Below are 14,511 nucleotides of genomic sequence, written 5' to 3' on the forward strand. Positions count from 1 at the left end.
TTATGGGCTTCCATCGTGCCAAGGCATTAGCACGTGTTTAAATGGTGGATTTGCTTCTGGGCCGACATACACCGGCTTTGCATTGTTGTTCATGCCACACATGGCGGTACAATGCCGATGAAGAGAGTAGCAATTCAGGTGAGAAATTTACGTCCATTTCTATGCATGCTCATTCTATGTGGCGGATATTTCAGGCAGGGATAAAAATTAAGCAGGTACGAAATTTAACAGCATGAATAAAAAGTGTTTTCTATTTTTTTCGGTCAATCTCGTTAATCATTCGCTTTGTTAGTCTGCGTAATTGCTTTCGAATTGCATTTGAATCCATTTTTCGAGCGGCAGAATATCCATATGATATAAAATTCCTTCGCCCAAAATGCGAATATCTTTTATTGATTTTGTGACGAAAGAGAGGTTTTTCATCCTCACCGCGCGCGATACGAGCCAAATTTCTTTTTAGCATTGTTGCTTTTGCGATTTTAATACCCTTCTTCATTTTTTCAGAGTAACGGGCTAGTGATGCTGAGCGAAGAATAATCTTTTCACCATCGAATAGAAAGCCAAGGTATTGAAGTGGCTTCGTGCTGCATAATTCGCCTGTAGAATTTATTTGAAATCCCACTCGATCTGTTTTTGTTGGATTAATAACTAGGTTAAGTTTAGAAATCTCATTAATTGCTAATGTTTCCACATAGCTACTTTTTTCGGTTGGGACGACCAATAGAATGTCATCGCAATATCTAAAATAATGGCCAGCGCATGAGTTGGCAAATGAATAAAGCACTTTGTCAAACTGCCGCATATATATATTTGAAAGCAATGCACTTATTGGTGATCCTTGGGGGATGCCTTTTTTGCTACCTTTGTTATTTTTTACGATTTTTTCTTTTGATCGAATAACTGTCCGAAATTCTAGAGGTGTGCAAAGTCGCTTCGGATTGGATTTTTTATTGTTGCTTGAAATTCCAAGTGATTCATATAATTTTATTTGATTTACAGTTGCGAATTTTGTTAGGGATTTAAATACCGCATAATGATCCGCTGGTAAATTTCTCTCGTCTATTAGATTTGCCCATTCAAGCTTTAAAATTTTATGATCAAGATTGTCGAAGAAGCCAGTTATATCTAATGCTACGACGTGACAATTTCCCATTTTTTTTATGGCGTCGAATGCATCTTTAGCAAATTCAACATTACTTTTTCCTTTCGAGCGAAAAGCAAGAATGCATTCATTCAGGCCGCTTGACCTAATCCAGGATTCATAAATTTTAGATAGAATAAACGAATAGTAGGAATAAATATGGCAATCGACATGTGATGCATACGCTATTGGACGTATTTTTTCAACTCGTTCAACTTTATCAGTAATTTTATTGCGTTTTACTTTAAATGTATTAATGGTGAATTCGACAAAGGGATAAAAACTATGTTGAGCCACCTGAAGTGGATTTTTTACGATGCGTTTCGCTTCGCGAAAGCTGATTGGATGGTCGAAATGAGGGTATCCTCGTCGACGGAACCATGGATGTTTTGGTTTCTGCATATGAAAAGTCTAGCAAACCGGAAAGGTGAGAGATGGTGGCGATCTATGAGCCACCCTTCCGGATTAGGCCAGCGGTCTTTCTCCAACTATTTCACCTGATAACGTCAGGCCGAGCCACGAATATTAGAAATGTATTACCATGTAATCATGGAGGCAATAATGAAACTCATTGTCCAGATTGTGCTGTCGATTGTGCTTTCAGGCCATGTTGCGGGCTTCAGCGGGCTTGACATCATGTGAAATCCCTCTACACCTTTGTATAGAGCAGCTTGACTATATCACAATTGTATTTGAAGAATGTCCACTGCTGATATTTTTCATGGTTTTGTTGTTCTAAAGATTCGCTCGCGCCATTGCTGAGCAATTCAGTTTTTCATCAAAGAGTGCCTTCCTGCAGATAAATTACGCAGATTTGACTGTGCTGCTAGCCTGAGTCGGCCACGAGATTCATAGACACAGCGACCAATGTTGAAAGCTCAACGTGCTTTAAGATCATTTGCGGTAATGGCGAGGCTGTAACAGATGTGTTCATGACGGAGCATGGTGAGCACGAGCTCATTGATTGGTGATCCTGTTCAGCGTTTCAGCTGAAAGTTTCCGCGCCCCACATTATGGTGGAAGCGGTTCAAGTGCGGCTTGCTCAAGCGAGTATTTGGTATGCCAACCCGGATTTCTACGTCAAGGGAAGCGCTTGCCATGTCACGAAACACAGTGACTTACGTACGTGTGAGGTCTCGGAAAGGCACAGATGCAGGTGTGTAGCTCACTATCGGAATGAAAAATTCCCTTACGCAATTCAATAAGACCAGACGCACTTATCGTTAAAATTGCAATCGCTTACATGTCTAAGAGCTAAATTGCACGCCGCTCATGATGCCGGCCCTAACATAGCCATAGGCGCTATCCTTAGGCATGAGGGCCGGATCATTGATGCTGTCATATAGTTAGTCGTCATGTTTAATTTAAATTGCATAATGACGTCAAAGTAATAAAAAATTGAAATTCTAAAGCTAAATTATATTCCGGTTAGTAAAAAATCATGTACGCGAGCGATGTGATGTTGAATTTGTCGTTCTTTATTTTTACCGAGACCAGGATAGTGTGAGTTGTTGTGGTTGTGCAGGTAGTCATGAATGGCGGAGTTAACGCCGAATTCTGCTCCGCGGGCGTGGTACTCTGCTGCGAATTTTGATATAGCCTGCAAAAATTTTCCCTCGGTCGTGCCCACGCCGATTTCGGTATCGTCGGACACAAAGTGCTGGACCCAGAGATTACCGTCTGCCTGGCTTCTGTACGTAATGTGAACGGCTACCGCGCCTGGTGGCCCGCCGCCCATTTGTACCTCGCAACCTGTGATGGTGTAGTCGCCAAATCCCGCACCGTATTCAGTATACGATTTATGGCGGTCGGTAAAATGCTCCTTGCCGACGTAGTCCGCATTTCGCGGCTGTTTGATGAAATGATCGAAAATATGAACACTCTTTGCTTGTGGTAGCAATGAGAGCTGTGAGGTTGGAATTTTTCCTTGGAGCGTAATGTGATACGAGACGTTTGGGACAAGTGCTAGGGATTGGATCACTGCATCAGGAAGCCCAGTGTTCAAATATAGAAGTGCGACTTCGCGCTGAGAATGTTTCGCTAGAAATGCAACTACCTCTGCGTGAGTAACACCTGCGCGACACAAGTAACCTGGGATGATGCTTGCATGAGCAGTAACAGCAGCATCTACAGCTGCGACCCATGCAGGACCCGGACCACCTTTCAATTCACCTTGCGATGGGTTTGTGATGACGATTGCTTTTTGATCGCGCTGACCAATTTCTTCGATAGCCTTAACTAGCGCTGCTGGTTTCGTGACAATTGGCTCGACGATGGGGATTACTAGCCCTGAAGACAAATAGTTGACGCTACTGCTGCGAATGGCGAGTAATTCCGACGCGCGCCCAAAAACGTATGGAAAATACATTAACTGTCTCCGGTAAAGGTAAGTAATCATCACCGAATATTCGAACTTTAATTGGACAGGTAAACCGGTTTTGACAGAGAGTCCAAAACCGAAATGCGTTGACGTCCGGAGAGCGGCGTTGCATATCCCAAAGCGCGTAACGACGATGGCAATTTAGAAACAAAGTCTACATTAGATTTGTCCGTTGTACGAGCTTTAATCGCTTTAACAAAGCATCTGTGCGCTTGTTCCTTGGATAGTTGTTTGAATAATGTTTCACAATATGCACCAATTAGTCCGTTTGGCATAATCGGTACCGCTCCTATAGTCGATTTGATGGCACTTAGGTACTCTGCCCGTCGCATACAACGAAAAATCGTTAGTGGGTCAATATTATCGATATTCGAACTTGCTTCGCGATAGGGAGTCAATGCATGTTGATCAGAGAGGATCATCAAGCCGACGCGGCTATCGAGTTCTCGTTCGTAACGTACGATGTGGGCTGGATGCGTGACAACGTATACCTTGTCAAACGCCATGAGGTAGTCGTTCGTCTGAGACGCAAGACGTCTACAGCTATCGAACTCAGTCTTTATTTCGTAAGCTGTTGTCGTGCCATTTGCAATGACGACGTCGGCGATCGAACCTCTTACTCTAAGTTCCGTCTGGAAGCCAGCAGTGCGGGGACTATGGCGTTTGAATACAAGGCGGGTCGCCAGCTCGTTCTTGTAAACATACTCATTGCGATAGTTAGTGGCCAAGCGCGTCCATCCCAAGTTGAACAGCTCCGCAAGACGAAGCGTGCCCATGTATTGCTCGATCTGACCATGAGCAAGCAGCAGTTTCAAGACAGGCTCGGTGTCCCCCGTGCGTGCAAGTTCAGCAAACATGGGCCTCGTATAGGCTCGAGATAGTAGACGGAGCGAGTCAAGCGCAGTTGGCATGGTGGGTGTCGTGTAGTTCTAGTGAGTTTCTTGTGAAGGGTAGGCCGAAAATCTGGCAATCCCTGAGTAAACAGTCAGTATTCTAACAGTCACTGAGATTGAATTTCATTATTGCCAGTGATGACCGTGCGGCGAGCAAGTTCTGACTTCTCGACCAATTTAACGTAAAACTAAAAAGGAGGATAGACGTGGGAGCTTTGATGTGACGGTGGAAATATCGACATAATCGGCGCGATCGGCCATGGATACGCGCGCTGGATCAAGGATCATGGTAGCCGCCCAAAACAGCGCTTACTACCGATGAATGACCAGGGCCTGAGCCAGAACGAAAGCGTTGGGTGGTGGGGAGCGTCAATTCAAAAGGAGCTTCGCATCAAGCCGCGCTTCAGCGAACCGCATGTGACGCAGACTTCCGAGGGCAGTGGCGTGCTTGCCGGAGTGGAGCTCTACAACGATGGCGCGTTTTGCATATCTGCAGGCCGCTGAGATTCTGCTGAAACACGCACGCGTTTTGTCCAAGGTACTACCAGATGCAAAAAATTGCGTTCGCGGCCGGGATCAGCCTCAAATGCGCTTCTCGTGCCGCACCGTTGGCGGCTGAATGCCGAGCTCGCTGAGCGAAGTCGGCGCATAAAATCTACGACTAGCGCACAAAAGGATTGCCGTTAGGCCGGCTGGAAGCAAAAAGGAGTAACGTCGGTGAGACATCGTGTTGTCTGTGCTGAGCCGATAACTTAACGGCGAAGGGGCACGTTTTGGGGTATGGAAAAATCTGATTGTGGCGCCTCGCGTATCTAGTGAGGATAGCGGCGTTGATAGGAATCCCCCTCTCCCATTTTTGAGCAGTACTCGGCATCTGCGGAGCATCCCAGCCCCCCCCGAACGCCCCAAGCCCCCGCAAACCTTGTCCCTCCTCAATCCCCCCATAGTTTCCCCAATGTATCGTAAGCCTCTCCCACCAACCCCGGAGAGCCCCATGCCCTACACCTACACCAAAGTCGACGACCTGGAAAAAACCACCATGGTGGGCAATCATCAATGCGTCGCGCTGGTCCGCCGCTACGCGGGCGCGCCTGCCACACTGGCCTGGAAGCAAGGGGAGGCCGTGCTGGGAAATCGGCTACTGCGCAAGGGCACGGCCATTGCCACGTTCATCAACGGCAAGTATGCGAATCATCCGCAAGGCAATCACGCGGCCCTGTATATGGGGCAGACCCTGGACGGTATCCTCGTCATGGATCAGTGGACAGGCAAGCGCTTGGGCATCGTGACTTCTCGAACCTTGCGCTCCAAAGGCCAGTACAAGAATGGCTTGCATATCGATCCCAGCAACAATGCCGACGCTTTTTTCGTCATTGAATAGCGGAGTGCCCATGCACCATAAACGTTTGTTGACCGGCGCCGCCTGCTGCATTTTCCCGCTGTTCACGCAGGCTGCGGCGACCACCTCGCTCGCTTGCCCGACGAGCGTGCCTGCTACATCGATCAGCCTGGCTGCCGTACCGTCCGGCTGGACACCGTACATCGACGGCCCCCTTTATCTGAGTGCCGCAGCGCCGATCGATGGTGCACCGGAGCGCAGGGGGCAACTGGTGCCCAGCGGGGAGCGCAAGAGGAAAGGGAAAACGACGCTCAGCTACCGTCTGGATGGCCGCTATCCGGACGGCAAGTGGCTGCAATGCAGCTACGGCGTGCATGGTGAAGTAACGCTGTCGAGGAGACTGGACGACAGTGTCAGCGTTTGCGAATTCACCTACAGGAAAGGCAGCAAGGCCGGGCAGAACGAGATCGATATTGATTGTCGTTAAGTGATTTTGGTACCGGCCTATCGTTTGGTGCAGCTGCAGGCTTCCTCACGATTTACTGTCGAGTGTTTCAAGGTCGAGGTGCACCAATGCCCACATCCCTCCCGCATGCTCGGGATTTGCCTGCAGGGCTACAATCTTGCTTTGCGTGATTTCCATGGGCTCGCCCAATTCCAGCAATGTCTCGATGTGGCTGGTGATGGCGGTCAGGACGTTGCTGAGCGCGTCTTCCACGCTATCTCCCACGAGTGGACGCCTTGGATGTCGGGGACGTTCACGCCGTACACGCTAGCGGTATCTTTGAAAATGGCAAGGGGGATATGCATGGCTGCTCCCGGTGATTGAGTTGAGCGTGTATTTCAGCATAGTCAGTGCGATACACGAGTTAAAAATGCAAAAAAGTCGTGGAAGCGTTTTTTTGCACTCAATAGGCAACCCTACCAATCAGGGCTTGTGGCCATGCATGTCGGCTTACGCGTTCCGCTAAGCCGACCTACAAAACAACGGAACCGCTGTCTGCCGGTAGCGCAGACGCAAAAAAGCCCGCCGAAGCGGGCTTCCTCACTCTACAGTCAAGCCAAAAGCTCAGAACTGGTTCATGGTGTTGTCTTTGCCAGCCGCCTTCAGCGCCGCTTCGCCGCTGAAGTAATCCTTGTGATCGTCGCCGATGTCCGAGCCGGACATGTTTTGATGTTTCACGCAGGCGATGCCCTGGCGGATTTCCTTGCGCTGCACGCCGGCCACGTAGCCCAGCATGCCCTGGTCGCCGAAGTATTCCTTGGCCAGGTTGTCCGTCGACAAGGCTGCCGTGTGGTAGGTCGGCAGGGTGATCAGGTGGTGGAAGATGCCGGCTTCGCGGGCCGAGTCGGCCTGGAAGGTGCGGATCTTCTCGTCGGCGGCGATCGCCAGTTCCGTCTGGTCGTATTCCACGCTCATCAGCTGGCTGCGCTCATAGGCCGAGACGTCCTTGCCTGCCGCTTTCATGCCGTCGAAGATTTGCTGGCGGAAGTTCAGGGTCCAGTTGAACGACGGGCTGTTGTTGTACACCAGCTTGGCGTTCGGGATGACCTTGCGGATTTCGCTGACCATGCCGCCGATTTGCGCGATATGCGGTTTTTCCGTTTCGATCCACAGCAGGTCGGCGCCGTTTTGCAAGGAGGTGATGCAGTCGAGCACGCAACGCTCTTCGCCGGAACCGGCGCGGAACTGGAACAGGTTGCTTGCAAGGCGTTTAGGACGCAGCAGCTTGCCTTCGCGCTTGATGATGACGTCGCCATTGCCCAGCGCGTCGGCCGATACTTCTTCGCAGTCGAGGAAGGAGTTGTATTGGTCGCCCAGGTCGCCTGGTTCATTGGTGACGGCGATCTGCTTGGTCAGGCCGGCGCCCAGCGAATCGGTGCGGGCGACGATGATGCCGTCGTCCACGCCCAGTTCCAGGAAGGCGTAGCGGATGGCGCGGATCTTGGCCAGGAAGTCTTCGTGTGGCACCGTGACCTTACCGTCCTGGTGGCCGCATTGTTTTTCGTCGGACACCTGGTTCTCGATCTGGATGCAGCAGGCGCCCGCTTCGATGAACTGTTTTGCCAGCAGGTAAGTTGCTTCGGCGTTGCCGAAACCGGCGTCGATGTCGGCGATGATGGGCACGACGTGGGTGACGTGGCCGTCGATCTTGGCCTGGATGGCTTGCTTCTCAGCACCTTGAGCCGCGTCCAGCTGGCGGAACAGGCCGCCCAGTTCGCGGGCATCGGCCTGGCGCAGGAAGGTGTAGAGTTCGCGGATCAAGCTGGAGACGGCGGTTTTTTCATGCATCGACTGGTCTGGCAGCGGGCCGAACTCGGAGCGCAGGGCGGCGACCATCCAGCCGGACAGGTAGAGGTAGCGGCGGTCGGTGCTGTTGAAGTGCTTCTTGATCGAGATCATCTTCTGTTGACCGATGAAACCGTGCCAGCAACCGAGCGATTGGGTGTACTTGGATGGGTCCGCATCGTAGGCGGCCATGTCGTTGCGCATGATCTTCGCCGTGTACTTGGCGATGTCCAGGCCCGTCTTGAATTTGTTCTGGGCGCGCATGCGGGCGGCGGACTCGGGATTGATGGCGTTCCAGGCGCTACCTTGTTGGTCTTTCAAACCGGCAACAGCCTTGATGTCGTCTTGATATTGGGACATGTGTATCTCCTAAAGAAAAACTAAGTTTGAGAAAATCGTCGAGTGCGCCGCTGTGTCGATGCGAACTGCATGACTAAATAGTAGGCTTATCCGTGTCGATGTTCAAGTCTTATATAAGACATATAACTTAAATTTATTCCTTGTTTTTCAATGGCTTAATTATGTATTTTCATGATATGAAATGAATTTTCAAAAAGTGAGAGGATTTGTGGCTGAGTCTGCTGTCTGAAGTTTCGCGATGTGAAACGCCTTTTCAGATTTTGGTGCAGCGCGACAAATCGGGGCCAAAAAAAAGCCACCCGAAGGTGGCTTGACCGGCAGGCGGCTGATCTAACGTCCCACGGTCTGTCGCTGATCCTTGATGAACAGCGCCGTCAGCATGCCCACCACGCACACGCCGATCACATAATAGGCGGGGCCCAGCACGTTGTTTTTCAGCATCAGGGTCACGACCACGGGCGTCAGGCCACCGAAAATCGCGTACGACAAGTTATAGGAAAACGACAGCCCGGAGAAGCGTACCTGGGCCGGGAACGCTTGCACCAGCACGTAGGGCACGGCGCCGACGACGCCGACGAACAGGCCCGTCATCGCGTACAGGGGCAGCAGCAGGTCGGGGCGGCTGCCGACGGTGGTGTAGAAGATATACGTACTGATGGCCAGCAGCACGGAGCCGACGAAGATCACGCGCTTGCCGCCCAGGCGGTCGGCCAGCATGCCGGCGATGATGCAGCCGAAAGCCAGGCACAGCGTCGCCACGGTATTGGCGACCAGGGTGGTGCGCGGCGCGATGTGGTGGATCTTTTGCAGCAGGGCAGGCGTCATCAAAATGACGACGACGATGCCGGCCGACAGCATCCAGGTCAGCAGCATCGATACGACGACGGCGCCGCGGTGGCTGCGCAGCACGGATTTCAAGGGCATTTCCGTGGCCAGGGCCTTGCGCTGCTGCATTTCCGCAAACACCGGCGTTTCATGCAGCCAGCGGCGCAGATACATGGCGCCGAAGCCGAAGATGCCGCCCAGCAGGAATGGATAGCGCCAGGCGCCATCGGTGATTTCTGCCGGCGTGTAGACGGTGTTCAAGCCCGTCGCGACGAGCGAGCCGAGCAGGATGCCGACCGTCAGGCCGGCCGTCAGCACGCCGCAGGCAAAGCCCGTGTAGCGGCTCGGCACGTGTTCGGACACAAACACCCAGGCGCCCGGCACTTCGCCGCCCACGGCCGCGCCCTGGAAGATGCGCATCAAGAGCAACAGCAGCGGGGCGGCCAGGCCGATGGTGGCATACGTTGGCAGCAGGCCGATCAGCAATGTCGGCACGGCCATCATCAGGATGGAGAGAGTAAACATGCGCTTTCGGCCCAGCAAGTCGCCGAAGTGGGCCATGACGATGCCGCCCAGCGGACGCACGACGTAGCCGGCGGCAAAGATGCCGAAGGTTTGCAGCAAGCGCAGCCATTCCGGCATTTCCGGCGGGAAGAACAACTGGCCGATGGCGTTGGCAAAGAAGACGAAGATGATGAAGTCGTAGAATTCCAGCGCGCCACCCAAGGCGGCCAGCGACAGGGTTTTGTAGTCTTGTTGGGTGAGGGGACGGCTAGCGGCGTTGATTGCGGCGGTGTTGGAAGTAGGCATGTGTCTCGTTCTTGTGTGTTATCGGAGATTGCCAGAGCTAGCATACGCATTTCCGTCGCGTGAGTAAATGCGGCACGTAGGGGGAGCAGCCTCAGCTGTGCTTAATACAACGCCGCTATCATCGGCGTTGACTTCATTGGAAAGGACACAGTATGCACATCATGATCGTGGGCGCCAGCCGGGGCTTGGGACGCGCGCTGGTGGACGGTTTGCTCGCGGACGGACATGCCGTCATCGGCGTATCGCGCCAGCAACCCGCCGACTTGCCTGCCGGCCAGGGCACGCAGCTGCAATGGATCGCAGCGGACCTGGCGGTACCCGCCGAGGCCGTCGAACGCATCGCGCGCGAAGCGCCTGCCGCGCTGGACGCCGTGATCTACAACCTCGGAGTGTGGGAAGAAAAGGCCTTCAGCGACGAGTATGCTTTCTTGGGCGATGCGGACGACGCCATCGTCGACATGGTCAATACCAACATCACGGCGACGATATTGCTGCTCAAGCGTCTGGTGCCCCGCTTGCTGACCAGCAGCAAGCCGCAGCTGATACTCACGGGCTCCACGTCAGGCCTGCGCCAGAGCGGCCGCCCGGAAGTGACGTTCAGCGCGTCTAAATTCGCGCTGAACGGCATCGCCGACGCCTTGCGCGAAGGTTTCCGCGAACAGGGACTGGCCGTGACGGCGTTGCAGCTGGGCTATTTGAATACCTATGATGGCTTGGCAGTGCCGCTGGCGGACGCTGCCGCGCGGGGTGAAGGCGAGCTGATTCCCGTGCATGACGTCGTCGCCGTTGTGCGCATGCTGCTGAGTTTATCGAATGCCTCGTTTGTGCGCGAACTGGTGATGCCGGCGCTGCACGACGAGCGCTTTTAGGCTTTTCGCCGGAAACAGTGCCCTGGCTTGCCGCAGGTTGGCGGGCGTGGCGAGCAGGGGCAGCGCTTGCCGCGTCAGCCGGCACGCGGCTTCCTGCGCCTGGGTACGCGTGAATTCCACCTGCCGCGCCAGGGTGTGCATGTCGGGCGCCAGGCGCGCGTCGAGCAGGTTTTGCGCATCGAAACCCAGTGCCTGGGCGCGTTCTTGGCTTTTAGTTAACAGCATCGTCAGGGAGCGCGGCATCTGTGCAAAGCAGGCGATGGTGATGGCGTAGACCGACATGGATTTTCTCAGGTAAAGGGGCGAGAGCGATGCCGGCAGTATGCCCGGCCCAGCCGCGTTTCAGCGTGCCGCTTGAACATGCTACAGTCCGCCTTTGCCGCCGGCATGGAGCGGCTTTGCCTGGATCAAGATTGATGCCCACCTGGACTTCCCCGCCGCAACTCGTCGCCCTGGCCGCCTTCTATGCGCAGGCGCAAGCCCATCCTGAAACAATCAGTGACGCTGCCTTCCTGGACAAGGTGAAAAACGCCCACTGGCCCACCAATTGCTGGAGCTATGTGGAAGCGTCGTTCGCCATCATCGCACCCGCCTGCCTGCTGCGTCCGCATTTGACTGCCGAGCTGATCGCCATGCCCATCGACGCCATGGTCGCTGGTGGCCTGGACGATGCGGGGCAAGTCATCGCAATCGGCCTGGCCTGCGCCACGCGCGACGCGCCGTATGTGGCGGTGAGCGAGGAGGGCAGGCGCTGGCTGATGCAGGTATGGCCGGGACTGGGCGAACTGGCCGAGGCGGTATTCCAGGCCAGACTGCAAGCGGCGCTGGAAGAGGACTAAGCCAGCGCTTGACCTGCAAGACAGGTTTACGTTACGGTATACGTAACTACTTACATATATCTTGCTAATCATGTCCTCCACTCTGCAAACCTACGGCTCCCTGATGCTGGCCAGCCGCCTGCGCCGTCTTTCCGATCAACTGTATGCCGGTGTCGATACCAGTTATGTGGCCGCCGGCGTCGAACTGACGTCACGCTGTTTCCCCTTGTTATTGCTGTTGCGCGACAACGGCCCCACGTCGATCACGGCCCTGGCCGCGCAGATCGGGCAGACGCATCCGGTGGTGGTGCAGCTGGGACGCAAGCTGCTCGATGCCGGCGTGGTGGCGGAGATGCCGGACGCCAAGGACGAGCGCCGCCGCCTGCTGGCGCTGTCCGATGCCGGGCTAGCCTTGTTGCGCGACATGGCGCCGCTGTGGGACGACGTGCGCGCGGCCGTCGATGCCGTGTTCGAACAGGGCACGCCGCAGCTGATGGCCAGCCTGGACCGGGCCGAAGCACGCTTGCAGGCGCAAGGCTTTGGAGAGACCATCGCCGCTTGCCGGCGCCAGCGCGAGCGGGCCGCCGTGGAAATCATCGATTACGCCCCCGATTATGCGCCCGATTTCAAGCGCCTGAATATCGCCTGGCTGGAACGCTATTTCTATGTCGAGGCACTCGATGACAAGGTGCTGTCCGATCCGCAAAGTTCTATTCTCGACGCTGGCGGGCAGATTTTCCTCGCGCGCCTGGACGGCAAGATCGTTGGAACGTGCGCCCTGATCCGCGCCGGCGATGGCAGCATCGAGTTGTCGAAGATGGCCGTCACGCCCGAATGCCAGGGTCTGGGCATCGCGCGCCGGCTGATCGAACGGGCTTTCGACGCCTTCGAGGCCAGCGGCGCGCAACTGCTGTTCCTGGAATCGAACAGCAAGCTGGCGCCCGCCATCCGCCTGTATGAAAGCAGCGGTTTTACCCACGTGGCGCGGCCGGCCGGCGACGCCCATTACCAGCGCGCCGATGTCTACATGGAGTGGCAGGGCAGGTAGCACATTTGAACGCACCCATCGGCCGTCTCCCGCGTTACAATACGCGCACCCATAACGGAACCACGGTTCCACTATCGAGAGACGCCGACGCCGCATGCCTTCCTTTCCGATGCCCTTCCCGCAGATGATCGTTCCCCCTGAGCCCACCCAGGCGCGCAGCAAGCAGGCGTTCGAGCGCCTGCTGCAGGTCGGTGAACAGTTACTGGCGGAAAACCGTTTCGATGAAATCGGCGTGGCCGACCTGGCCAAGCTGGCGGAAACCTCGGTGGGCACGTTTTACCGTTTATTGGGCGACAAGGACACCTTGAGCCGTTTGTTGCTGCAGCGCTTTTTTTCCGACATGGTGGAAAAGGTCGAGACGCTGACGGAGCTGCGCCAGTGGGAAGGGCGCAGCCTGGAAGAGTTCATCCGCGCCATGGTGGCCATGTTCGTGGCCGTGAATGGTGGGCGCAGCGGCGTCTTGCGCGCCTTGATCACGCGCGCGTCGCAGGATGCGCAATTTCGCGACAGGGTGCATCAGATCAATCATTTGATCTCGCAACGCACGGTGGCCGTGCTGGCCAGCAAGTCGTCGAGCATCCGCCACCCGAACCCGACACAGGCGATGATGGTGGTGCCGCCCGTGCTGCTGGGCATCCTGAACCAGCACACCCTGACGGGCTCGCTGTCCTTTTTGTCAGGCGCGGCGCTCGAGGATGAACTGGTGCGTGTTGCTTTAAATTACCTGACTTGAACTATTTAGCGATTTAACTTGAAATCGGAATTCGGATTCCGTATTATGTTTTCCAACAGCGGGAAAACATATTCCTGCACCTGAACACAAAGCATGTTCAACAGCAAGGAGACAGAATGCGGCGTCACACGACATCCGATGTTCCATTGCATTACCTCGACCTGGGTCTCGGCACTGAGACGGGGCAGGGCGAGCCCGCGCAGTCAGAGCCCGTTTTCTTGCTGCACGGCCTCGGTTCCTGCGCCGAAGACTGGCGCCCGCAAATCGACGCTCTCGGCTGCAGCTATCGCCTGATCGTGCCCGACCTGCGCGGCCATGGCGCCAGTCCCACGCCCAACGGCGACTGGCAGATCGGCGACTTCGCCAATGACCTTTTCAACTTGATGGACCAGCTCGACGTGCCGCGCGCGCACATCGTCGGCTTTTCCCTGGGCGGCATGGTGGGCCTGGAAATGGCCAACCGCGCCCCCGGACGAGTGGCCAGTTTGTGCCTGATCAATTCCCAACCGTTCCAGGGCAGCAAACCGGTCGCGCTGCTGTTCGCGTACTGGCTGCGCCGCACGGTGATCGCCACTTTCGGCCTGAAAACCATGGGCAAGATCATCGGCAAGAAACTGTTTCCCGATGCTGCCCAGCAAGCGCTCGCCGAACGCTTCGCCACGCAAATGGCGGGCATGGACAAGCGCGCCTACCTGGCCGCGCTGGACGCCATTTTCCACTGGGATATCGACATTCATTTCCAGGCCCTGGCCATGCCCGTCTTCATCATGGCGGCGGACCAGGATTACACGCCCGTCGCCAGCAAGCGGGTCTTTGCCGCACAGTTTCAGCATTGCGAGATCGAGATCATCGCGAACTCGCGCCACGCCACGCCCCTGGACCAGGCGCAGCGTGTGAATACCTTGTTGCAGTCCTTCCTCACTATAAATTCAAAATAAACAGGCCACTCGCCGCACGGGCCGAGGGCCGGGAAACAGTCATCGCAGGGCAGGTGCTCGCATTGCG

Annotated in this window: 14 protein-coding genes; 7 read left to right on the plus strand and 7 right to left on the minus strand. The window is 55.0% G+C overall.

Annotated elements, in window-relative coordinates:
* Positions 1 to 250: 250 nt before the first annotated feature.
* The 3 genes from drt2 to CLU90_RS24010 form a co-directional block, all read right to left on the minus strand.
* Positions 251 to 1,543 carry an antiviral reverse transcriptase Drt2 gene (gene drt2, locus CLU90_RS24000; RefSeq protein ID WP_100429051.1) on the minus strand — a complete coding sequence of 431 codons (1,293 nt, stop codon included), beginning with the start codon at positions 1,541 to 1,543 and terminating at the stop codon, positions 251 to 253.
* A gap of 1,015 nt (positions 1,544 to 2,558) precedes the next feature.
* Positions 2,559 to 3,509, minus strand: coding sequence for a sce7725 family protein (locus CLU90_RS29445; protein ID WP_157808889.1), 951 nt, complete (start codon positions 3,507 to 3,509; stop codon positions 2,559 to 2,561).
* 47 nt (positions 3,510 to 3,556) lie between these two features.
* Complete coding sequence (locus CLU90_RS24010) at positions 3,557 to 4,378, minus strand: sce7726 family protein (RefSeq protein ID WP_232731318.1); 822 nt, start codon at positions 4,376 to 4,378, stop codon at positions 3,557 to 3,559.
* Positions 4,379 to 5,408: 1,030 nt separating this feature from the next.
* Here CLU90_RS24010 and CLU90_RS24020 point away from each other — a divergent pair.
* Positions 5,409 to 5,795: a BPSL0067 family protein gene (locus CLU90_RS24020; RefSeq protein WP_100429055.1), complete on the plus strand. Its 387-nt coding sequence runs from the start codon at positions 5,409 to 5,411 to the stop codon at positions 5,793 to 5,795.
* Between the two features lie 10 nt (positions 5,796 to 5,805).
* On the plus strand, positions 5,806 to 6,240 hold the full coding sequence (locus tag CLU90_RS24025; RefSeq protein ID WP_100429056.1) for an STY0301 family protein: 435 nt from the start codon (positions 5,806 to 5,808) through the stop codon (positions 6,238 to 6,240).
* 45 nt (positions 6,241 to 6,285) lie between these two features.
* Here CLU90_RS24025 and CLU90_RS24030 read toward each other — a convergent pair whose 3' ends face one another.
* The 3 genes from CLU90_RS24030 to CLU90_RS24040 all read right to left on the minus strand — a co-directional run bounded on the left by CLU90_RS24030 (position 6,286) and on the right by CLU90_RS24040 (position 10,038).
* Positions 6,286 to 6,471: a type II toxin-antitoxin system HicB family antitoxin gene (locus tag CLU90_RS24030; RefSeq protein WP_232731319.1), complete on the minus strand. Its 186-nt coding sequence runs from the start codon at positions 6,469 to 6,471 to the stop codon at positions 6,286 to 6,288.
* Between the two features lie 351 nt (positions 6,472 to 6,822).
* The gene (locus tag CLU90_RS24035; RefSeq protein ID WP_092716056.1) at positions 6,823 to 8,403 is read right to left on the minus strand and encodes an isocitrate lyase; all 1,581 of its coding nucleotides are present in this window, start codon (positions 8,401 to 8,403) and stop codon (positions 6,823 to 6,825) included.
* A 330-nt stretch (positions 8,404 to 8,733) separates the two neighbouring features.
* A complete protein-coding gene (locus tag CLU90_RS24040; protein ID WP_092716058.1) occupies positions 8,734 to 10,038 on the minus strand; it encodes an MFS transporter in 1,305 nt (434 codons plus the stop codon).
* 152 nt (positions 10,039 to 10,190) lie between these two features.
* Between CLU90_RS24040 and CLU90_RS24045 the strand changes: the two genes are divergently transcribed.
* A complete protein-coding gene (locus CLU90_RS24045) occupies positions 10,191 to 10,907 on the plus strand; it encodes an SDR family oxidoreductase (RefSeq protein ID WP_092716060.1) in 717 nt (238 codons plus the stop codon).
* Here the strand turns inward: CLU90_RS24045 and CLU90_RS24050 are convergent.
* Positions 10,845 to 11,189 carry a DUF1993 family protein gene (locus tag CLU90_RS24050; protein ID WP_092716062.1) on the minus strand — a complete coding sequence of 115 codons (345 nt, stop codon included), beginning with the start codon at positions 11,187 to 11,189 and terminating at the stop codon, positions 10,845 to 10,847. The two genes, CLU90_RS24045 and CLU90_RS24050, sit on opposite strands and share 63 nt — an antisense overlap.
* Positions 11,190 to 11,323: 134 nt before the next feature.
* Here CLU90_RS24050 and CLU90_RS24055 point away from each other — a divergent pair, with 134 nt between their 5' ends.
* The 4 genes from CLU90_RS24055 to CLU90_RS24070 all read left to right on the plus strand — a co-directional run bounded on the left by CLU90_RS24055 (position 11,324) and on the right by CLU90_RS24070 (position 14,444).
* On the plus strand, positions 11,324 to 11,746 hold the full coding sequence (locus CLU90_RS24055; RefSeq protein ID WP_092716064.1) for a hypothetical protein: 423 nt from the start codon (positions 11,324 to 11,326) through the stop codon (positions 11,744 to 11,746).
* Positions 11,747 to 11,816: 70 nt separating this feature from the next.
* Positions 11,817 to 12,773, plus strand: coding sequence for a bifunctional helix-turn-helix transcriptional regulator/GNAT family N-acetyltransferase (locus tag CLU90_RS24060; RefSeq protein ID WP_092716066.1), 957 nt, complete (start codon positions 11,817 to 11,819; stop codon positions 12,771 to 12,773).
* 94 nt (positions 12,774 to 12,867) lie between these two features.
* Positions 12,868 to 13,506: a TetR/AcrR family transcriptional regulator gene (locus CLU90_RS24065; RefSeq protein WP_035825265.1), complete on the plus strand. Its 639-nt coding sequence runs from the start codon at positions 12,868 to 12,870 to the stop codon at positions 13,504 to 13,506.
* A 116-nt stretch (positions 13,507 to 13,622) separates the two neighbouring features.
* A complete protein-coding gene (locus CLU90_RS24070; RefSeq protein ID WP_092716068.1) occupies positions 13,623 to 14,444 on the plus strand; it encodes an alpha/beta fold hydrolase in 822 nt (273 codons plus the stop codon).
* Positions 14,445 to 14,511: the final 67 nt, after the last annotated feature.

This window comes from Janthinobacterium sp. 67 (genome assembly GCF_002797895.1).
GTDB lineage: Bacteria > Pseudomonadota > Gammaproteobacteria > Burkholderiales > Burkholderiaceae_D > Janthinobacterium.